General features: G+C 37.0%; 20 protein-coding genes. 7 read left to right on the top strand and 13 right to left on the bottom strand.

Features of this window, described 5'->3' with window-relative positions:
• Positions 1–9: 9 nt before the first annotated feature.
• The 3 genes from JM84_RS03865 to JM84_RS03855 are packed head-to-tail and all read right to left on the bottom strand — an operon-like array spanning position 10 to position 4,199.
• Positions 10–1,722: a DUF885 domain-containing protein gene (locus tag JM84_RS03865; protein WP_144782845.1), complete on the bottom strand. Its 1,713-nt coding sequence runs from the start codon at positions 1,720–1,722 to the stop codon at positions 10–12.
• A 6-nt stretch (positions 1,723–1,728) separates the two neighbouring features.
• Positions 1,729–3,225: an aldehyde dehydrogenase (NADP(+)) gene (locus JM84_RS03860; protein WP_144782843.1), complete on the bottom strand. Its 1,497-nt coding sequence runs from the start codon at positions 3,223–3,225 to the stop codon at positions 1,729–1,731.
• Between the two features lie 59 nt (positions 3,226–3,284).
• Entirely contained in the window at positions 3,285–4,199 is a 915-nt protein-coding gene (locus tag JM84_RS03855) for a dihydrodipicolinate synthase family protein (protein ID WP_144782841.1), read from the bottom strand.
• A gap of 133 nt (positions 4,200–4,332) precedes the next feature.
• Between JM84_RS03855 and JM84_RS03850 the strand changes: the two genes are divergently transcribed.
• From JM84_RS03850 to JM84_RS03835, 4 genes are all read left to right on the top strand, one after another.
• A complete protein-coding gene (locus JM84_RS03850; RefSeq protein WP_144782839.1) occupies positions 4,333–5,166 on the top strand; it encodes an AraC family transcriptional regulator in 834 nt (277 codons plus the stop codon).
• A 98-nt stretch (positions 5,167–5,264) separates the two neighbouring features.
• Positions 5,265–5,813 (top strand): response regulator, encoded by a 549-nt coding sequence (locus tag JM84_RS03845; protein WP_013750379.1) that lies wholly within the window; start codon positions 5,265–5,267, stop codon positions 5,811–5,813.
• Positions 5,814–5,816: 3 nt separating this feature from the next.
• Entirely contained in the window at positions 5,817–7,229 is a 1,413-nt protein-coding gene (locus JM84_RS03840; protein ID WP_013750380.1) for a sensor histidine kinase, read from the top strand.
• Positions 7,230–7,233: 4 nt separating this feature from the next.
• On the top strand, positions 7,234–7,653 hold the full coding sequence (locus JM84_RS03835) for a response regulator (RefSeq protein WP_013750381.1): 420 nt from the start codon (positions 7,234–7,236) through the stop codon (positions 7,651–7,653).
• Here the strand turns inward: JM84_RS03835 and JM84_RS03830 are convergent.
• The 9 genes from JM84_RS03830 to trxA form a co-directional block, all read right to left on the bottom strand.
• Positions 7,650–8,651 (bottom strand): metal-dependent hydrolase, encoded by a 1,002-nt coding sequence (locus JM84_RS03830; protein ID WP_144782837.1) that lies wholly within the window; start codon positions 8,649–8,651, stop codon positions 7,650–7,652. The genes JM84_RS03835 and JM84_RS03830 overlap by 4 nt on opposite strands.
• Before the next feature lie 19 nt (positions 8,652–8,670).
• Positions 8,671–10,443, bottom strand: coding sequence for a MutS-related protein (locus tag JM84_RS03825; protein WP_013750383.1), 1,773 nt, complete (start codon positions 10,441–10,443; stop codon positions 8,671–8,673).
• 1 nt (position 10,444) lies between these two features.
• A complete protein-coding gene (locus JM84_RS03820) occupies positions 10,445–10,801 on the bottom strand; it encodes an MmcQ/YjbR family DNA-binding protein (protein ID WP_013750384.1) in 357 nt (118 codons plus the stop codon).
• Positions 10,798–11,286 (bottom strand): AAA family ATPase, encoded by a 489-nt coding sequence (locus tag JM84_RS03815; RefSeq protein ID WP_013750385.1) that lies wholly within the window; start codon positions 11,284–11,286, stop codon positions 10,798–10,800. Before JM84_RS03815 ends, JM84_RS03820 begins: the two co-directional genes overlap by 4 nt.
• A complete protein-coding gene (locus JM84_RS03810) occupies positions 11,286–11,903 on the bottom strand; it encodes a DUF4230 domain-containing protein (protein WP_013750386.1) in 618 nt (205 codons plus the stop codon). The genes JM84_RS03815 and JM84_RS03810 overlap by 1 nt, the downstream gene beginning before the upstream one ends.
• Before the next feature lie 108 nt (positions 11,904–12,011).
• Positions 12,012–13,523, bottom strand: a complete 1,512-nt coding sequence (locus JM84_RS03805) for a carboxypeptidase-like regulatory domain-containing protein (RefSeq protein WP_013750387.1) — start codon at positions 13,521–13,523, stop codon at positions 12,012–12,014.
• A gap of 125 nt (positions 13,524–13,648) precedes the next feature.
• On the bottom strand, positions 13,649–13,813 hold the full coding sequence (locus tag JM84_RS15360) for a hypothetical protein (RefSeq protein ID WP_013750388.1): 165 nt from the start codon (positions 13,811–13,813) through the stop codon (positions 13,649–13,651).
• Positions 13,814–13,832: 19 nt separating this feature from the next.
• Positions 13,833–14,435 (bottom strand): thiamine phosphate synthase, encoded by a 603-nt coding sequence (locus JM84_RS03800; RefSeq protein ID WP_013750389.1) that lies wholly within the window; start codon positions 14,433–14,435, stop codon positions 13,833–13,835.
• On the bottom strand, positions 14,436–14,732 hold the full coding sequence (gene trxA, locus JM84_RS03795) for a thioredoxin (RefSeq protein ID WP_013750390.1): 297 nt from the start codon (positions 14,730–14,732) through the stop codon (positions 14,436–14,438). It lies immediately after the preceding gene.
• A 282-nt stretch (positions 14,733–15,014) separates the two neighbouring features.
• On the opposite strand from trxA, the gene JM84_RS15355 reads away from it, so the two are divergent.
• Positions 15,015–15,158 (top strand): hypothetical protein, encoded by a 144-nt coding sequence (locus JM84_RS15355; protein ID WP_013750391.1) that lies wholly within the window; start codon positions 15,015–15,017, stop codon positions 15,156–15,158.
• A 53-nt stretch (positions 15,159–15,211) separates the two neighbouring features.
• Here JM84_RS15355 and acs read toward each other — a convergent pair whose 3' ends face one another.
• Complete coding sequence (gene acs, locus JM84_RS03790; RefSeq protein WP_261375779.1) at positions 15,212–17,125, bottom strand: acetate--CoA ligase; 1,914 nt, start codon at positions 17,123–17,125, stop codon at positions 15,212–15,214.
• Positions 17,126–17,498: 373 nt separating this feature from the next.
• Between acs and JM84_RS03785 the strand changes: the two genes are divergently transcribed.
• Positions 17,499–19,730, top strand: coding sequence for a response regulator (locus tag JM84_RS03785; protein ID WP_013750393.1), 2,232 nt, complete (start codon positions 17,499–17,501; stop codon positions 19,728–19,730).
• A 556-nt stretch (positions 19,731–20,286) separates the two neighbouring features.
• A complete protein-coding gene (locus tag JM84_RS03780; RefSeq protein WP_108877702.1) occupies positions 20,287–20,625 on the top strand; it encodes a single-stranded DNA-binding protein in 339 nt (112 codons plus the stop codon).
• Positions 20,626–20,664: the final 39 nt, after the last annotated feature.

Raw genomic sequence — 20,664 nt, 5'->3', positions numbered from 1 at the left:
AAATAGGTGCTAACTATTTTTCTCAATCCAGTGTTTCACTCGTCTATCAAGTATAGCGAGTGTTACCGTTCCTTGCTCTAAGATGATCTCATGGAATTCTCTAATGTCAAACTTAGCACCTAGCTCTTTCTCTGCTAGTGTTCTTAATTCTCTTATTTTGAGTTCGCCCATTTTATAAGCAAGCGCTTGTCCTGGCCATGAGATATACCTATCTGTCTCCGTATTAATTTCATGTATGGAAAGCGCTGTGTTTTCAGACATATAATTTACCACTTGCTCCCTTGTCCATCCTTTTGCATGTAATCCAGTATCTACCACAAGTCTGCAAGCACGCCACATCTCATAAGTAAGTTGTCCAAAACGTTCATACGGTGTTGTATACATTCCCATTTCGGCAGCGAGGTATTCACAATACAATCCCCATCCCTCTCCATATGCATTTACATACATATTTTTTCTAAATGTTGGAATGCTATCCCCCAGCTCTTGATTAAGCGATCCTTGTAAGTGATGCCCAGGAACGGCTTCATGAACTGTAAGTGATGGCAGCACATACACCGGACGACTAGGTAAATCATAGGTGTTTACCCAGTAGTATCCAGGATTTGTGCTTCCTTTTGCACTACCTACATATCGTCCTGTTGTATACTTTGGAGCAATTGCATCCGGTACTGGCGCCACTCCGTATGGTTTGCGAGGTAAGGTTTTAAAAAATCGAGGTAACTGAGCATCTGCTCTTTTTGCCATGTCGCGAGCAATCATAAGCAGTTCCTCTGGAGAGGTAGCATAAAATTGTTTATCTGTACGCAGAAACTGTAAAAAATCTGCAAAGGATCCTTCGAATTTTACTTCCTCAATGATTTGTTCCATTTCGGCTTTAATGCGCGCAACTTCAGCGAGTCCTTTGTTATGCACCTCATCTGCAGTGATATCTAGGGTGGTGTAATAGTTTATTCTGTTTTGATAATATGCTTTTCCATTGGGTGTTTCTGAAACTCCAAGTGTTGTACGCGTTTTTGGGAGGTATTCTGATTCAAAAAATGTTTTTACACGTTCAAAAGATGGAATCACTTGCTTCTCAATGGCGCTTCTAGCGGCTACCAATAACGAATCTCTTTGCGCGCCTTTGATTGAACTTGGTAAGTTTAAGAATGGTCCATAATAGAAGCTATCTTTATAATTAGCTACGATTTGTGAATCATACGTACTCTCATATCCATTAAATATTACGCGCGGCTGCGAGACACCTTTTTCTACTCCCTCTCTCAATAATGGTAAATATTGATCTACTACTTCTGGTAACGCTTTCAGCTTATTGAGGTATGAAACCGCTTGCTTATACGTACTTATGGGACGCACCATATAGTTCCAACTACTGTGGAAACCCGAGTCTGACAACAGCGGGTTTAGGTAACTTTCGTATTCATAATAATCTACCGTCTCCTGAAGTTTAAACTTCAAGAGTTCTAGAGATATACGCTCCGTCTCAGACAATGTTTCTGATGATATAGCTTGTAGTTTTTTAAGTTGTGCTTTCGCGAAAGCGGACTCCTTTTCAAACCGTTCTTTTGAAAATACACCCATAGGATGCTCATCTGCTAAATCATCTTGCCACTTGAACTCCTGACTATCTTCTATAATTTTTGCAAGCTGCTCCGAAGAATTCTGAGCGCAAACATTTATTGAAATACAGAAAACAAGCAGTATAATTATATGCTTCATAAAATATTATTTTAGATAATCTGGCAACAGCGCCGAAGGAAAGTCTTGAAAACTAAAAGGTCTCACCCAACGCAAAATACTATGATTTCCTACCGCCGTAAAGCGACTATCTGTACTTGCTGGATATGGTCCTCCGTGTGTCATGCCATCTTCTACCGCAACTCCTGTGGGAACTCCGTTGTAAATGATGCGACCTACCTTGTCTTGTAAAGCTAGTGTAATATCTTGTAATGTGGCAACCTCTTCATCTTGAGCAATAAGAGTAGCCGTAAGCTGCCCTTCTAGATTTTTTATAATCGCTAACTGTTCTGCTTCATCTTTTGCAAGCACAACCATAGAAAAGGGACCAAAAACTTCTTTGTGCAACTGAGAATTTTTTATAAAATCTACTCCATTTACTACCGCCAGTGTGGGAGCTGCATGGTTTTCTTTACTGCTATTAGTACTCATCACAAAAGTGACTTCAGGTACTTTTGCCATTTCTTTCTCTCCGCTAGTAAATCCAGATTGTATACGTGGATGCAACATACACCCTTCATCTACCTTACTCAGATTATTTGCTAGATCATTTACAAAAGCTTGAGCTTCATCACTAGCAACGGTAATAATTAGTCCTGGATTTGTACAAAACTGGCCTACACCTTGCGTAATAGAACCTGCATATGTTTCGGCTATTTGAGAGCCTCTACTTTCTAAAGCCTCCTGCGTTATAATCACTGGATTAATACTTCCCATCTCTGCAAAAACTGGAATAGGAGTATCTCTTTGTGCCGCGAGATTGTACAGTGCACGACCACCAGTATGACTACCCGTAAATCCAACTGCTTTTATTGCCGTGTGTTTTACGAGTTGCTCTCCTACTTCAATACCCGCACTATTAAGATTAGAAAAAACACCCTCTGGCATTCCTGTTTTTTGTGCAGCTTTTATAATAGCAGTTGCCACCATCTCTCCTGTACCAGAATGCATAGAGTGAGATTTTACAATAACAGGACATCCAGCTGCAAGCGCACTTGCAGTATCACCACCAGCCGTAGAAAAAGCCAGCGGAAAATTACTAGCCCCAAAAACTACCACAGGCCCTATAGGAATCAATGCTTTTTTAAGTCCGCTGGAGTTACCGACTCCTATTGGATTGCGCCATTTGTCTTGTGACACTAACTCGGCAAACATTCTAAGCTGTCCTAATGTTCGACCTAGTTCTCCTTGTGCTCTACCTTCTGGAAGGCCACTTTCTTGAATATATATATCTGTAAGACTAGCGCCTAAAGCCTCTACCTCATCTGCAATAGCATTTAAAAAGCTTGCGCGTTTACTTCCCTTTATTTGACTGTAGGAGTGAAAGGCTTTGTGAGCAAGCGCACAAGCAGTGTTTATTTCTTGTTGAGTAGCCTCGTAAAATACGGTTGGATTTTCCTTATTTAGTAGAGGATTTATAGTTTTATAAGTCACACTACCCGTAGCGCTTTGTGTAAAACCTATTTGATTTTTTCCTGTAATCATAATACTTTAATTTTTTGCTGATGCAGAGCAATACTTAAACAATGATCTTATCTGTAGCATTATAAATTTCTATAATTAGGTAAGGAAGGTCTACTAGCCAGTCCACTTTTTATTACTTGCAAGACATGTTCTCTCTCATCTCCAGAAAGTGTCAGTCTAGGTTTACGCACATTCTCTGTCCCTATTCCAGTGTGGACTTCTGCAAGTTTTATGTTTTGCACCAGTTTAGGATTTATATCTAATTCTAGTAGTGGTAAGAACCAGCGATAAATCTCAATTGCTTCTTTAATTCTACCAGCCTTTTGCAGCTCGTATATTGCTACAGTCTCTGCTGGAAAAGCACATACTAAACCTGCGACCCAGCCATCTGCTCCCATCAACAATGACTCTAGCGCTAGTGTATCAACGCCAGTCATTATTTTAAGCCTATCTCCAAAGTTATTTTTAATGCGTGTTACATTGGAAATATCGCGAGTACTTTCTTTTACAGCTTGAATATTATCATGTTTTAGCAAGGTCTCAAACATGTTAAGAGTGACCTCTATTTTATAATCTACAGGATTATTATAAATCATGATAGGTAAGCTAGTACTACTTGCAACATCTTGAAAATAAGTAACCACTTCGGCATCTCCTGCATTATATCTCATAGGAGGAAGCATCATAAGGCCACTTGCTCCATCTTCCTCAGCTTTCTGTGCGGCAGCGATGGCTACTTTTGTAGATTGCTCCGCAATATTTATCATAACCGGTACGCTACCATTTACAAGTTTTACCGTCTCCGTAGTAAGTGTGCGCTTTTCATGATCTTCTAGAGTACTTGCCTCCCCTAGTGTGCCACCTAGTACAATACCGTGCACTCCCGCGTCAAGTTGGGCTTTGATGTTTACAGCAAACATGTCAAGATCCAGCTCGTCTTTTTTTGTGAATTTTGTCGTGACCGCAGGCATGACACCTCTCCATTCTATACTCATAATGATATTATTTTGGTCAAAGATAATGGCGCTATAAGCCTAAGATTAAATACTGTTTTATCCATCACTAATAGTATATTATCCAAATTAATTTGACTTGCTAATTATTTAAAACAAAAAAGTACCTTTAAATATGCGTGTACTTCCTTTTAAAATTCCGAAGCCTAGCAATGCTGCTATTCTATTTCAAGTAGATCAAGGTGTATTATACAATGCACTCCATCATCATGAGGAAATCCAAATAAGCTACATTAAGAAAGGAACGGGAACTCTAGTGGCAGGAGATACTGTTCATTCATTTTCGGCTGGAGAGGTGATTGTTTTAGGCAGCTTTCAGCCCCACGTATTTAATAGTGACACTGCAGATTGCTTGATGTATTCTGTATTTTTTAGTACAATATCTTTTGGCGATATATTTTTACAACTAGAAGAAGGAAAAGGTATTGCGGATTTTAACGCTTTTGCGAAAGCGGGATTTAAAACATCTATCACTCCTGAAATTGCCTCTTTATTCCAGCATATAAACACGGCTCAAGGAATGCATAGATTAGGGCATTTTATAGACCTAATTACTGTCTTGAAAATCAAGAAAAGCATCTCACTCTCAACGTTTATTTATGAACGTCATATTTCCGAAAAAGATGGAAAACGCATGAGCGCAATCTTTGACTTTACACTAGCAAATTACAGACGAGAGGTGCATTTAAATGATCTCGCATCCTTAACATCTATGACGCCTCATAGCTTTTGCAAGTATTTTAAACAGCGTACCAATAAGTCATATTTTAGCTTTCTTACTGAAGTTCGCATTGCACATGCTTGCTCCTTACTAGAGGCTCAACAAGAAATTTCTATAGCAGATGTTGCAGATCGCTGCGGTTATAAGACCTTGTCGCATTTTAATAAAAGCTTTAAAAAATTGATGAAAATCACTCCTAGCGCCTATAGAGACAAGGATAGATCGTAATTATTTCTATTTTTCCTTTCTTAGATATTTATAAAAATGTTAAGAAACCTACGATATAATATCTCATATCTTTACATAAACAACCTAGACTAACCAAAATGATTGATACTCCACTACGCATACTTATTGTAGAAGACCTAGTATCTGATGCTTTTCTCGTACAAAAACAGATTAAACGCTTTTGTAACAATGTTGAAATCAGCATCTCAGACAAAGAGCTTTCACTTGCTGTAGCTCTCAAACAGTTTTTACCAGACATCGTGGTAAGTGACTTTAATCTTGAGGGATTTACTGGGTTTGATGTGATTAAACAAGTCAAGGAATTTAATAGTGAGATCCCTGTGATTATTATTACAGGAAACCTCAACAATGAAGAGAAAGCAGCAGAGCTTATCTTACAAGGTGCTTCTGGATTTTTCTTGAAAGAAAATCTTCAAAATTTACAACAAAAACTACAACCGCTTTTTGAGAAATTTATTTCAGAAAAGCAAGAGCTTATCACACGTTTAGAAAGACAACGTGAAAAAGATGCTAGAGAGCGCGAGCTTACAGATTACTTGCGTCATCATGACTTTGAAGCTTACGAGCACAAGGAAGCAATAGAATCACTTAAAGACAAAGTTCTCAAATTTTTATCCATAAAATAATCTATGGATACTACTGAATCTAAAAATATAGTCAGGTCTCTTTACTTAAGTTTTTTTTCGACGCTTGCTGTAATTGTTTTAGTTACGCTCTTATATCTCGCGTCACAGTATTCTCAAAAATGGATTGTTCACGCAAATGAAACAACCACTCAAATACACAATGTATCTGAGACATTATTGAAAGCTGAGAGTATGCTACGAGGGTATTTAATTAGTAAAGACCCGGAATACCGTATTGATTACAAAGTTCAAATAGCGAAATTGAGAGGTGAGATTGATCAACTCAAAAAAAAGACGCTAGATAACCCTTCTCAGCAAGAAAACTTAAGAAAGTTTGAAGCACTGGTAAATGAGCGCGTATTGGGTATGGATAACAATATGGAGAATTATGTCCTCCGTACTCCAGAAGAAAATAGAAAACGCACCGGAAGAACAGAAACATTAAGACTTATAGATGCTATTAATAATATGCGTGATATTATGCTTATTGAGGAAAACGCACTCCTTCTTGAGCGTAAGTCTACATACGACACTATTTACGTCTTAAGTCTCATTGCATTGTCAATAGCCCTGTTATTAATGCTATATAACGTATATGCTGTAAGAAAAAGGCTTATACCACTCTTCATAAAACTTGCAGAAAATAATGACGCTCTAATAGAGTTAGTGCATTCTCGAGATCAAGAAATTGCTCTCAAAGAAGCTCAAATGGAAATGAATGAAGATCTCATTCACCAGATGGAAGACAAGAACAAACAGCTCAACCAGTTTGCCTATATAGCCTCTCACGATTTGCAAGAACCCCTGCGCACGGTAGATAACTTTATCGCGCTTTTTGAAGAAGATTATGGTGAGAAATTAGACGGTGAGGCTGGCACATATTTTAACTTTATAAAAGGGGCTACGGCACGTATGAAAAGTCTGATTACCGGCTTACTCAATTATAGTAGACTGGGCCGCTCTGGGACGCGTTCAAAAATAGACCTCAATAAACTTTTAAACGATATTAATGCAGACTTAGGCACTCGTATAGAAGAGAGTGGAACAGTTATTACTAAGGACACACTCCCTACGGTATCTGGTTATCCTGTAGAATTACGACAGCTTTTTGTAAACTTAATAACAAATGCCATCAAGTTTACTCCTCCAGAACGCTCTCCAAAAATTCATATAAGTGTAAGCGACTCGAGACTATATTATACGTTTAAAATTTCTGATAACGGATTAGGTATTAAAAAAGAGCACTTAGATAAGGTATTTAATATGTTTACACGCCTCCACAGTGCAAAAGAATATGAAGGAACAGGTATAGGTCTTGCCTTCTGTCAAAAAATTGTAGAATTACACAAGGGAAAAATAAGTGTTGCATCTACCGTAGGTGAGGGCAGCACATTTACATTTACTTTAAAAAAATAATAGTATGCAACCACTAAGAGAGATATTACTTATAGATGATTCTGAGTCTGATAATTTTGTACACTCACGTGTAATAAAAAAGGCACAAGTGACTGCAAAAGTGACTATCAAATATTCTGGCGAGGAAGGACTTACTTATCTTAAAACTCTTATAGATGAAGATTACCCACGTCCTGATCTTATTTTCTTAGACATCAATATGCCAGGCATGGATGGTTTCGAATTTTTAGAGCATTATGAAGACTTAGAAGATGTGCAAAAAGCAGGAGTAGTGATTGCGATGCTTACGACCTCTACATCTCCAGTAGATAAAAAGAAGGCCGAAAAGTATGACCTATTGCAACATTTTGATAACAAACCGCTTACTCAAGAAAATCTTCTTAAAATTTTAAAAGAGCAATTTCCAGGACGTTTTGACGATTAATTCCCTTTAATCCTTGTCCATAGATTACCCAAAACGGCATCCATGTTTGACGTGTCTGGGCGATCTTCTGTGGCGGTGATGGTACCATTATTTTCCTCTAGCATGTATCTAAAAACAAACTGAGGATTATCTGGATCTATAGTGATAAGTCCAAAGCGGAGGTCATTATAAATCCACTCATTTTGATTTCTTTCTAAAATATACCATCCTTCAGAAATGGTTATAAGCCTTTGTACTTCTGACGTATTGATAAGCGCTTCACTTTCTGAGCGCTTTTTAGGATATGCCTTAAAAGTAATAGGCTTGGAGTCAAGCAGAGAGTAATCACCTATAAGATAATTTTCACCTGCATCTACGTTTATATTCCACAACACAGTATTCATTGGGGCTGGACGCGTTGAAATTTGAGTATATGCTATTTGCTGCTGCTCAAGATTTTGAACCCCCTTTTGATGTGCGATATACTTTATTACAACCGTTAATAATAAATATGCAGTGCTTATGTAAATGCCAAGGTTGTTAGTACGCTTTCGCGAAAGCGTACCACATTTTCTAGTAGCTGCAATAAGAACACATATTAAGAAAGGCACGGTATACAATGGATCTATAACAAAGATGCTATTAAAAGCTACTCTCCAGTTAAATGGCCAAAATATTTGTGTTCCCCATGTAGTAAAGGCATCTAGCAATGGATGTGTAAAAAGACCCCAGAAAAAAAGCTTTGACCATCCTTGCCATCCTACATCTGATCTTTTCTTGAGCTGATGAACAAGCCATCCAAGCAAGGGTGCTGCGAGAATAGAAAATACAATACTATGGCTAAAGCCACGGTGCATCTCGGTCGCCGTGATAGTATCTGTAAGATATCTCCATACTATATCAAGATCTGGTATGGTACCCGCTACGGCTCCCCAGAGCATTGCTCTATTACCTATCTTTTTACCAAGTACCGCCTCGCCTACTGCGGCACCAAGGACTATCTGAGTTAAACTATCCATACAAACTTATTAAATACTATTATACCACAATCCCCATTTTCTTCAATAAGAAACTAGCATTCATATTCTGGCAGATACCTTCTTTAAAAGTGTAATCAAAAAAGAGCTCGTCGTTTATTATTTGTGCGTCAAAGTAGTAGTTCTTCACCTCTTTAAGATCATTTGCCGCCTCACATAAACTTAGGTCATGCGTGGCAATAATACCAGTAGCTCCAGCACCTACAAGTTTATCTATAAACTTGCGAGAACCCTCTGCCTTATCTGTACTATTGGTTCCTTTTAAAATTTCATCTAAGATGATAAAGTAACGATCTGTTTCTATCTGATCTACAATAAACTTAAGACGTTTGAGTTCGCTAAAAAAGTAACTCTCATCATCTGTAAGGCTATCTGTGGTGCGCATACTAGTAATTAACTTTATAGGCGTATATGAAGCGCTCGTTGCAAATATGGGCAAGCCAACATTGCCCATCACAATTTGCAGAGCTACCGTTCTTAAGAAGGTACTTTTACCAGCCATATTTGCGCCTGTGATGATAAAGAACTCATCGTTTTTTATAGTGATATCATTACGCACAGCCGTTTTGGGATCTAGAAGAGGATGCGCTGCTCCAGTGGTAACTAGTGTAGTTCCAGTTTCTGTAATCTCTGGAAATACATGAGCTTGATGATTAAAAGCATAATTTCCTAAACTGTTATAAGCATCAAAAAAAGCGATTACTTCAAACCAATCTTCTACTGCATCGCGATGTGTTGCAATCCACCCTTCGATGTTGTGTACAATACTTAAATCTCTAAGAAAAAATCCATTAGATATGAGTCCAATTATAAAATTGTTACGCTGATCAAGTGCGTCCAGATGTTTTGAAAAAGCTCTCAAAATGGACGAACTTGATTGCTCTGATGTAATGACCATTTTACGCTTATTTACTAGCAAATCACTTGTAAATTCTTGCTCTTCTATTCTAGATAATAAGCTCGCATATTGTGTAAATGTGGTTTGAATCTTACCTGTATGTGCAGAGAGCATATTGATTCTACCAAAGAACCTGCCGCTTATTAATAAACCTATCCCAAACACTACAAACACCCACCATCCAGCAATAAATCCTATAAAATAAGCTCCAAGCGTAAGTAATGAGATTACAGAAAATATACGTGAGATAAGTTTCATTTGTTTAGGCACAAAAGAGGTGTACTCTTTTAACCACACGAGCACACTGTCTGCAGAAATGTCTGTGGTGACTAATGATGCTATCGCACTAAATAGTTGTCTCCATTCTGGCAGCTCGCCTAACTCTTTTACAGCTTCTTGCTTTTGTGATATTCCATCAATATCATTTGAAAGAAGCATGGAAGCAAGCTTTGAAGAACCACTATCAAGGGCTGTCCTATTGAAGTACTGAAAGAAGGAGCCACGCCCAAAAAGGTCTATATCTTGGCTAAACACATGCTCTGGATTATGAAATTCACCCCCATCTGGCAGGTCATAAAAATCCCTACTTAGTACTTTTAATTCTGTCTCATTGCGCTCTAGAAGTGCTTTAGAAAGATCACGCTTGTGCTGCAACTGGCTGTGCCGACTCACAAGTAATAAAAAAGAAATAATACCTGCGATTATACAACCCATAAGTAATTGTGTGTTACCTAAAGTAAAGTACACACTTGCTCCTGTAGCTAAGAACACTACAAGTCTTATGGTACTTGAAATATTAAGTTTCCTTTTAATCTCAGATAATTCTTTCTGATATGTTTTAATTTGTCCTTCATAGAAGGCTGTAGGTGCTGTCATATTATAGAGCCGCAAGTTCGGCTTGTTGTTTTTTTGTCATTTTTGATACGACCAGATTGTAAGAATGATCAATAAGCTCTGCTAGTAATTGCGACGGCAACTCTTCTAGAACACAGGTATTCCAGTGAGTTTTATTCATATGCCATCCAGGAATGATAGCTCCATCGTGAGTCTCTCTCAAAATGACAGCTTGATCTGGATCACATTTTAAATTTGCCGAAAGTGGAATTCGTTTCAAAGAGCAAAGTGCAAACATTTTACCCATCACCTTAAAAACTAAGGTGTCTGCATCAAAAGGAAATTCTTCCGTCACTCCTTTTTTATCAAGGCAATATGTTCTAAACGATTCTATATTCACTTGGTAATTATTGTTGCTTCTATGAGTTCATCTTCTACAGGCGGCTCAAACCAAGTTTCCATAAATTCAAAATCTTCTTCCGAAACGTCAAATTCGTAGGTGGCTCCTTGCTCTTGATTGCGCTGTTGTACTCTTTCTTTTCTCACTTCCTTATCAATATCTAGAAAATGGAGCTCGAATGGTATTTGGTGCGCTTTCGCGAAAGCGTAAAAACGTTCCCTTCTATCTCGCTTTGCAAAACCCAAATCTAAAATTGCGGGAGTATCAGCCTCTTCAAGCTGTAATACTAGTGATTGAATCATCTGGTCGCTACGTGCGATGCGTTCTAAAAACCAGTCAACTCCGTCTGTCTCTTGTTTATCATCTAGAAATAATGTTTTATTCCAGTTATCAATGGAAAATAAGACACCATTAACGCTTTTTTTAAGATTTAATGAATACGTAGTTTTTCCAGCTCCTGTATTTCCAGTAATGAGATATATCACTAAGATTCAATTTTCTTAGGCTCTTTACTCGCAGGTATTTCTAGCGATGAGTAGTCTAATTTCCACCCTATAGTTTCTACAAGCTTTTGCATTAACTGTACTGTTTCTAGCGCCTGTGTTTTTGCTTCCTCAAAGAGTCCGCTCTGTGGGATTTTATCGCGTATGTGTTGCTTTGCCTCTCTATTTATCTCTGTAAGATCTGTGCTTGTAAAAGGGTTTGCCCACCCTTCTTTCTTATCATAATACTTAAAATCTGTCTCTACAGATAGTAGTTCTGGCTCTGGGAAATCAAATAGTTTTATGGTTCTATTCTTATCATCTGCCTCCATTTTAATCTTAGTAAGGTCAAAACCTATGTGTGCTTTTGCATCTATGAGGACAATAGCCTTTTTTGAACCTAAGAGCAGGTTCATCCATTTATTTTTTAAACTTTCGTAGTGATATATCTCTGCAAAGTCGCCTTCTACGGTGATAAATTTACACACCGTTCTTATACGCTCCATAAGCACAACAGATTGTGCTTGAGCATCTGGCGTTTTAGATTTTCCAGATATAAAGTTAAATACAAAATAAGAGAGTATCGCTCCTACGGCGAGCCCTATAAATACTAATTCCATAAAGTAAAGATACTAAAAGCCCTCAAAGACTTCACCATATAAAATGCCAGTAACCACAATGGGATACTGGCATCATAATTTAATATCAAGAATCTTTAAGCTAGTCTATTATTTACTCTCAGACTTAAAGCTTTGTATTGCCGCATTAGGCTCCATAATGGTATACCCTTTCCAGAAATCAGGATCATAATTAGACAAGTATGTTGCCTCCATCTCTTTAATTTCTTCTACAGCATCATACGTACTTTGATCAATACTTGTGGTGCTAAAAACAACGAGCTCCTTTTTTGAATAGCTAGTGTTTGCTATTTCAATCTCCATCGCTACTTCATTTTGCTTTCGGCGACCTCCTACATTTTTGTTTTTTTCAATGATTTTTAAAGGCCTATCTATACCAACGCGTTCTCCGTTTTCTATCTCCATAAATCGCAATGAGTAACCACCATTATCATCTTTTGCATAGATGCTTTTACCCTTATACAAGTACTTCTTGTAGCTTATACCAAACATCCCAAAACTTGACAGCTTACGCACATTTTCATATTCTAGTCGCATTACTGCAAAGTCATCAGTATTTATATAAAGGGTTCCCTTAAAATCTTTTCTTCCCTTAGGTTCAAAGTCTATTACATAAACAATATCATCACCTATTGCCGTAAATTCTCTTTTAGTAAACTGATAGCGATTGGATTTTGTTAAGAAGTCAAGCTTTGTATCCTCCTTATAAAACATAGCCTCAAACAGATCAGAAAGGTCAGATTTTATACTTTCTGTAATGGCTTTCTCCTTGTCATTTTCTTCTTGCTCTGTATCTACCTCTATTTTAAGTCCGCCATTTGAACTGCCCATTTTTGTAGAGTCATCTACTTCAATAGTGGTACCTATGATTCCAGATTTTATTTTAAAGTAAGAATCTGCTTTTACATTTTTCTCAATAATTTCTTCAAGCCTTTTTCCAAAACTCTCCACCCCTACATTTTCTTTAGTTTTGTCGTAGAGCTTTGCGGCTTTATCTATAACGAGCTTTTGATTGTCATAATTTCCAGAAAGTGTTCCTACAGACTCACTGTAGTAATCACTCTTCTTTGCGACAGACCCCACTAGACTATCCATAAAGACTTGGTTAAATTCTGGAATAGTCGTTTTTTCTACTTCGATATCCATTTTATCAATACGATCTGACTCAGACTGTCTGAAGAATATTTTTTTCTCAGTGAGTGCATTGGGATAATTGATAGCAATATTCTCTTTAACGCGCTCTATAATCTCCTCTGCATCTAGCGGATTATTTGTAAGAAACACATTATCTAGTTCGTTTGTTTTCACACGCAGCGATATAATGGTATCCATGACTTTCTTAGGAAAAATAGCCACCTCTTCATATCCCATAGATGAGATATACACAGAGTCCCTAAGTGTAGATAGCTTATGCTCTCCAAGAGTAAAGATGCCTTCTTCATTTGTGATTGTGCCTGTGTTTTTAGATAATTTTACAGTCGCAAAAGGTATGGCCTCTTTAGTCCTTTCATCAATTACGGTTACACTATAAGATTGTGCTACCGCTGTAGTAGCGCAGGTTATTGTAAGTAATGTGAGAATGAATTTTATAAGTGTCGTCATAAGATGGTTATTTAATATATAGACGCTAGAAAAATTAAAATGGTTGTCTAAACTATTAAAATGACGTCTTAATTGTCAATATGTTACGCTCTAAAACTAAAAAAGCGCCCATCTGGACGCTGTTGTTATTCTTCTTCTTTCTCTTTAAGAGCTTTCATCTTTTCTTTTGCTTCGAGTAATCGCGCTTCACTAGCGTCTCTCTTCTCGCGCTCTTTCTTTTTCTTACGATCCATAAGCTTAGAATGCTTAGCTTTATTTTTCGTGTTTTTAGGAGTTCCTCGTTTTGCCATGGTGCAAATATAGTAAAGGTTAGGTATTCGCTTTCGCGAAAGCATTTTTCATCTCAATAAATGCTGCTACAGGATTATCTGCATTCCACACACCACCTAGAGCTCCTACACCTTTGAAGCCAAGTTTTAGTGCTTCTGGAGTAGTAGTTGCATTTATTCCTCCCATACCTACAATATCTTTATTGATGTGACGCACATCAAAACCTCTTCCTTGCATATCACTCTTAGAAATTGCCGAAAACACAGGACTTAATAATGTATACGCAAAACGTACTGCTTGCGATGCAAGATCTTCTGGCTCGTGGTACGAGGAAGATACGCTATTATCTTTGCTGGTAAATGAGTTCACATAGGCTTCTAGACGATCACCTTGGGCTCTCCACATCGCTTCCTCTAGATGCACACCCATAATGTTAAACTGATTACACAGCTCTTTATGAAAGTTATGCGTCATTATACGATTATGATACGTAGCATTAACCATATTCAGGTATGCTATGTGATCATCAAGACTCGCATTTGGTTTTCTAAGATGAAAATGAGATAGCCCAGCTTCAAATAGTTGATGCAGTGTGGCAATCTCGTTTTCACTCGTTTCCTCAGGAGAAATTAATATGATCATCTATGCAGTTTTTACAACATCAATGATAGTATTTTTCTCTAGCACTCCAGATTGTCTCCACACCTGCTTTCCTGCTTTATAAAGAATCATGGTAGGTACTCCTCGCACATTATATTGAGCAGCAAGCGGCTGATTTTTATCTACATCTATTTTTACAATTTTTACTTGATCACCTAGCTCGTCTTTTACTTGTTCTAGAATAGGTCCTAGTGTTTTACAAGGCCCGCACCATGTTGCATAAAAGTCTACTAAGACAGGAGTTTCAGATTGGATTATATCAAAAAAGGATGATTTCATCGTTGTGTATATTTTAGATTTATTGAAATATAATAAAATACCTCTGTACCAATAATGGCTTTAAGAGATTTATAACCTTAGTCGTTTTTGATGTGTGTTCCTTAATATCCAAATTAGCACATTTTTGAATCAACAAACTCTCTCAAAACCACTCACACCTACAGCTCTAATCTTCAAGCACCACTGTTCACATTTTTTAACAATGGATGGTTAAGGTTTATTAATTGCTTCTGTAAAAGACTAGTTTCAAATTATCTTTAAGTGAACATTAAAATTATAATCATGAGTAATACAACACCTAATCCAGAGAAAACAAGCAAGAAAGAACAAGCGATTAATCTAGAGGCAACTCACGGCAAAGAGATTAATAATCAGGTAAAGGATAAAAAAGAGTTTACCCAGCCACGAGATAATCTAAAGAGTTAATCACTTACTATATATATGAAACCCCGAAGAAATAATCTTCGGGGTTTGTTATTTTATAATTGTACGTTGTCTTTTACGCTCTTCACCACCTCGGGATTAAGTAGCGTACTTATATCGCCTAGATTATCTCCATCTCCACAGGCAATCTTACGTAGTATGCGACGCATGATTTTACCAGATCTCGTTTTAGGTAATCCGTTTGTAAATTGGATTTTATTCAGCTTAGCAATCGGTCCTATTTTTTCTGTGATAAGCTGGTTAATCTCCTTGCGTAAATTGTCGTGGTCACGTCCTTCTCCAGATTCCTTTAAGGTTACATAACCATACAAAGCATTTCCTTTAATAGCATGAGGAAAACCTACAATAGCACTTTCGGCAACAGCTGGATGTTCATTAATAGCATCTTCTATAGGTGCTGTACCTAAGTTGTGACCAGAAACGATAATGACATCATCTACACGTCCCGTGATTCTATAATAACCTGTCGCATCTCTTAAAGCGCCATCTCCAGTAAAATACATATTATCAAATGCCGAAAAATACGTGTCTTTATACCTTTTGTGATCTCCCCATATCGTTCTAGCTATGCTAGGCCATGGAAATTTAATGCACAACCTTCCCTCTACTTGGTTTCCTTTGATTTCTTTGCCTTGTTCGTCCATTAAACAGGGTTGTATTCCTGGTAATGGCAAGGTTGCAAATGTGGGTATTGTAGGTGTTGCAAATGGTATAGGACTGATCATAATCCCACCGTTTTCCGTTTGAAACCAGCTATCAACAATTGGACATTTTTTCTTTCCTATATTGTCATTATACCAGTGCCAGGCTTCCTCATTTATGGGTTCGCCTACGGTTCCTAATACTTTAAGAGATGATAAATCATACTTCTCCACATAACTCAAATTCTCCTTTGCAAGTGCTCTTATCGCTGTGGGTGCTGTATAAAATTGGTTTACTTGATGTTTATCTATTATTTCCCAAAAGCGTCCCCAGTCTGGAAAACTTGGAACTCCCTCATAAAGTACAGAGGTAGCACCATTTGCAAGTGGCCCGTAGACAATATAACTGTGCCCAGTAATCCATCCTATATCTGCACTACACCAGTACACATCATCTTCTCTATATTGAAATACATTTTTAAACGTATATGCACTATACACCATATATCCAGCGGTAGTGTGCAACATCCCCTTAGGTTGGCCTGTAGACCCAGAAGTGTATAAAATGAACAAAGAATCCTCTGCTTCCATAGTTTCTGCAAGGCATTCTGTTGATGCTTCCTTTAACAGTGGTGCTATCCATTCATCACGCCCCTCTTTCATTACTACATTGCCACCAGTGCGCTTAACAACAAGTACGCTCTGAACAGATGGAGTATTTTCTAATGCATCATCTACAATACTTTTAAGGTCAATCGTTTTATTACCTCGGTATGAGCCATCACTCGTAATAACCATTTTACAGCTTGCATCATTAATACGAGTACTTAATGCAGTACTAGAAAAACCAGCAAATACCACAGAGTGTACTGCTCCTATACGCGCACATGCAAGCATAGATACCGCAAGTTCTGGTATCATGGGTACATAAATACACACGCGATCACCGCGTGTCACACCTTTAGCCTTAAGCACATTTGCAAACTTGCACACGCGCTCATGAAGGTCTTTATAAGTAATATGTTCGGCAGGATCATCAGGATTATTTGGCTCAAAGAGCAATGCTGTTTTATCACCACGAGCGTAGAGATGTCTATCGAGACAATTTTCTGTAATATTTAATTGGGCTCCATCAAACCATTTTACTTCTGGCTTTTTAAAATCCCAATCTAATACGGTATCCCAGCGCTTACGCCAGACAAAGTTTTCTTCGGCAATTTCTTCCCAGAATTGCTCAGGCTTGTCTACAGACTTTCGGTAGACTTGAAAATACTCTTCTAGACCTTTTATGTGGTAATTACTCATTATGTATCTATTTGATTGATAAAAGATATAGAGTATGAGGCTAATAATGAAAACATTTAACGCTTTCGCGAAAGCGCACCAAAGACAACTCCCATCACAATCTGCTATAAATATAAAATTTTAACTAGTCAAGCTATAAATGTACAACAGAGAGCTTTTTTATAATATGAAAATTATTCAATACTGATAATTACCAGCTTACAAAAAATTTAAAATCAATCTTGATAAACAAAAAACTCATTAAATATCTTAAATAATCGACGAAAAGTAGTATTTTAAAGATTAAAAGAACATTATTAGCTAATTGCATACATTTTATAATATAACAACTACTCTAGGGACATTTGCTTAAATTTTAATTCCCAAATCAATATTTATGACTAGACTAACCATACTACTGCTAGTTGTTTTAAGTACTGTATACTCTTTTAAATCCTACAGTCAAGAGACAATCTCTCAAGAAGAAATCTTATTAATAAAAGAAAAGCAATTCACCGTAGCAGAGATAGACTCTCTGATGCCTACCATACTTGCCTTATTTAATGAGTCCAGTTATGAAAAAGTTATTGAGGTTGTACCACACCTTCTAGATAACGCTAAGAGAGTCAAATCACCTATCACTACATCTCGTTTAAGAAGTATTCTAGGAAATGCATTTATACAAGTAGACAATTTTCAGGGTGCCGAAGATCTTTTTAATAACGCCATAGAGGAAAATAAAAAGTCTAATGACACCTTTAATTTGGCAAGAAATCTTACAAATCTAGGCAACACTTTTTTTGAGAAAGATCCAGACAAGGCAATCACTTATTTTGAAGAAGCACTCGCCATAAGCCCAGAAATTGAGAATAGCATTCTAGTTGATTTTATTGCAAATAATAACCTAGCTGAACTATACGTAATTAAAGAACAGCCAAATGAAGCAGAATATTATCTAAACCAAGCAAAGGAATTGCTTACAAAAGATGACTTTAATGGGAGGAAAAACAACTTTGAGGGAACTGTCTACCACGTTCAAAGTTCTATCTACCTATTACAAAACAAACCCAAAGAGGCAATTAATGCAATTAACTACTCTATGGAGGTCGCTGGTGATGAGCAAGATGACAATTACAAGATTGATAATTATAAAAACTTAATGAAAGCCTATGAAAGCTTAGGTAACTTCGAGCAAGTAAATAACATACGAAAAATCTATGATGTACTCGTCGAAAAGAGATATGAAGCAAACAAGATAAAGCAGCAAAAAAATGCTACTTCTCGCTTTAATCTCAATAAATTTAAACAAGAACTACGAGCTTCAAAATTAGAAAATGAGCTCGCACTTCAAAAGGCTGATGAGGATAAATTACTTTTAAGAACCTCACTTGTGCTAGCAGCTATCTTGCTATTATTTATAGGATTACTGTTACGCGGCAGAAAAAAACGAAAAAGGCTTCTTGAGAATTTAAAATCAAAAAACAAACAATATCTACAAGCCAAAAAGAAATCTCAAAAGTTAGCCAGAAGCAATACCAAATTCCTTTCTACTGTAAGTCACGAGTTAAGAACTCCGCTTTATGGAATAATAGGACTTTCTTCTGTATTTCTTGAAGACCCAGCGCTCAAAAATCATAAGGAAGATTTAAAATCCTTAAAATTTTCTGCTGACTATCTCCTAGCACTCGTAAATGACATATTGAGCTTAAATAAGTTTGCCTCAAAAGAAGGCGAGCGCGTCCAGAAGACTAACTTTAGACTACATAAATTAATACCTCATATAGTACAAACTCTTGAGTTTATAAATAAGAAAAACAATAACACTACAAAGGTGATTATTGACCCTAATATTCCAGACACCTTACTGGGCGATAAAACTAAAATCTCTCAAGTCCTCATGAACTTATCGAGTAATGCCAGCAAGTTTACAGAGGATGGCACAATCACCATAAAAGCAACACTACAAGAAAAGAATAAAGATGTAAACAGTATTCTCTTTAGTATAGCAGACACAGGACAAGGCATTGCCAAAGAAGAACAAGCAAAAATATTTACTGAGTTTGCTCAAGTAGGGGCCAGTTCAGACCATCAAGGTACAGGCCTAGGTCTTCCTATTGTAAAGAAAATTTTGCACATTCTAGGGAGTAAATTATCACTTGTAAGCAGTCCAAATAAAGGATCTACTTTTTCATTTACAATTGACTTAGAAACTGGATCTAACTCCTACCTAGAAGTCCAATCAGATATCTCAAGCTACGAACGTCTCAAAGGCAAAAAAGTACTTATCGTGGACGATAACAGTATCAACCAACTAGTAACTAAAAAGGTACTTGAACAATACGGTATAAAAAACGAAAGTGCCAGTAATGGACAACAAGCTGTGAGCGCAGTAAAGAATAATGCCTATGATTTCATATTAATGGATATCAATATGCCTGTAATGAACGGTATTGATGCCAGCATTGTTATAAGAAAGTTTGACAGCATAACTCCCATCATTGCTCTTACAGCCACCAGTTATAAAGATGGGAATAAAGAACTAACAAAACACGGCATTAATAATAGCATACTTAAACCCTATAAGACAGAAATTCTTTTAGACATGCTCTTAATGTATAGCTCCACGTAATGGGTGAGATATACATTTCACTTAACTTCCTTATTTACTTCTTATAGAATCTGACCTACTTATAATATGGGTTATTTTACTCTTTCCGCTTTCGCGAAAATGGCTCTTTCATTTAAGTTTTCTTCTAGCCTGAATGTTGTTAGAAAGAGGGTGTTTTTCAATAACTAATCCTCTAAAAGATTTTAAAAATCATCAAGTTTTTAAGGATATCCAAGTCTCTTCTTCACTCTATACCAAGCAATTAACCTCTATTCTTCTAAAAATTCTCTAAAACAAGCAGTTCTAACTCAACAAACACCAAAAACCACAACACACTCTAATTCAGTATATTAAAACGTTTTTAAACGTTTACAAATACTTACAAACGACTATAAACGTAAGTAAACGTTTAAAAGTCGGCTAGGGATTATAAGCTGTCGCATATTTGCAGTGTTCTTATTTACAAGTGGTTGTTATAATTCACTCACTAAGAACAAATGATTTTCTCGAGAACGGCTCGATAAAGAAATATAACTCAATTTGGTAGGCTTAACCTACTCAAGAAAAACACATTATTATGAACGCATTACGCAACAAAGTACAGTTAATTGGAAGACTAGGTCAAGAACCCGAAATCACAACATTTCCAGACGGAAATAAAATTGCCAAGTTCTCTATGGCAACAGATGATTCTTATAAAGACAAGAATGGACAGAAAGTAGAACGTGCATACTGGCACAACATAGTAGTACGCGGTGGTCTTGTTAAAGTAGTAGAAAGCTACATCCAGAAGGGACAAGAAATCGCGATAGAAGGAAAACTTACTAACCGCTCTTGGGAAGATAAGGATGGCATAAAAAGATATATGACAGAGATTGTTTGCAACGAGTTATTGATGCTTAGCAAAAACAATTAATATTACATTTTTGACAACAAAGGCGCTCTCACGAGCGCC

The organism is Dokdonia sp. Hel_I_63 (genome assembly GCF_007827285.1).
In the GTDB taxonomy this organism is placed as follows: Bacteria; Bacteroidota; Bacteroidia; order Flavobacteriales; family Flavobacteriaceae; genus Dokdonia.
The sequence above is the reverse complement of the archived record's forward strand: the minus strand, read 5'-3'. Positions and strand labels throughout refer to the sequence as shown.

Excerpts from the sequence above, each read along its gene's own strand:
- JM84_RS03785 (WP_013750393.1), top strand. The coding sequence starts at position 17,499 with ATGACTAGACTAACCATACTACTGCTAGTTGTTTTAAGTACTGTATAC.
- JM84_RS03845 (WP_013750379.1), top strand. The coding sequence starts at position 5,265 with ATGATTGATACTCCACTACGCATACTTATTGTAGAAGACCTAGTATCT.
- JM84_RS03810 (WP_013750386.1), bottom strand. The coding sequence starts at position 11,903 with ATGGAATTAGTATTTATAGGGCTCGCCGTAGGAGCGATACTCTCTTAT.
- trxA (WP_013750390.1), bottom strand. The coding sequence starts at position 14,732 with ATGAAATCATCCTTTTTTGATATAATCCAATCTGAAACTCCTGTCTTA.
- JM84_RS03800 (WP_013750389.1), bottom strand. The coding sequence starts at position 14,435 with ATGATCATATTAATTTCTCCTGAGGAAACGAGTGAAAACGAGATTGCC.
- JM84_RS03835 (WP_013750381.1), top strand. The coding sequence starts at position 7,234 with ATGCAACCACTAAGAGAGATATTACTTATAGATGATTCTGAGTCTGAT.
- JM84_RS03850 (WP_144782839.1), top strand. The coding sequence starts at position 4,333 with ATGCGTGTACTTCCTTTTAAAATTCCGAAGCCTAGCAATGCTGCTATT.
- JM84_RS03865 (WP_144782845.1), bottom strand. The coding sequence starts at position 1,722 with ATGAAGCATATAATTATACTGCTTGTTTTCTGTATTTCAATAAATGTT.
- JM84_RS15360 (WP_013750388.1), bottom strand. The coding sequence starts at position 13,813 with ATGGCAAAACGAGGAACTCCTAAAAACACGAAAAATAAAGCTAAGCAT.
- JM84_RS15355 (WP_013750391.1), top strand. The coding sequence starts at position 15,015 with ATGAGTAATACAACACCTAATCCAGAGAAAACAAGCAAGAAAGAACAA.
- JM84_RS03840 (WP_013750380.1), top strand. The coding sequence starts at position 5,817 with ATGGATACTACTGAATCTAAAAATATAGTCAGGTCTCTTTACTTAAGT.
- JM84_RS03825 (WP_013750383.1), bottom strand. The coding sequence starts at position 10,443 with ATGACAGCACCTACAGCCTTCTATGAAGGACAAATTAAAACATATCAG.
- JM84_RS03855 (WP_144782841.1), bottom strand. The coding sequence starts at position 4,199 with ATGAGTATAGAATGGAGAGGTGTCATGCCTGCGGTCACGACAAAATTC.
- JM84_RS03830 (WP_144782837.1), bottom strand. The coding sequence starts at position 8,651 with ATGGATAGTTTAACTCAGATAGTCCTTGGTGCCGCAGTAGGCGAGGCG.
- JM84_RS03860 (WP_144782843.1), bottom strand. The coding sequence starts at position 3,225 with ATGATTACAGGAAAAAATCAAATAGGTTTTACACAAAGCGCTACGGGT.
- JM84_RS03805 (WP_013750387.1), bottom strand. The coding sequence starts at position 13,523 with ATGACGACACTTATAAAATTCATTCTCACATTACTTACAATAACCTGC.
- JM84_RS03780 (WP_108877702.1), top strand. The coding sequence starts at position 20,287 with ATGAACGCATTACGCAACAAAGTACAGTTAATTGGAAGACTAGGTCAA.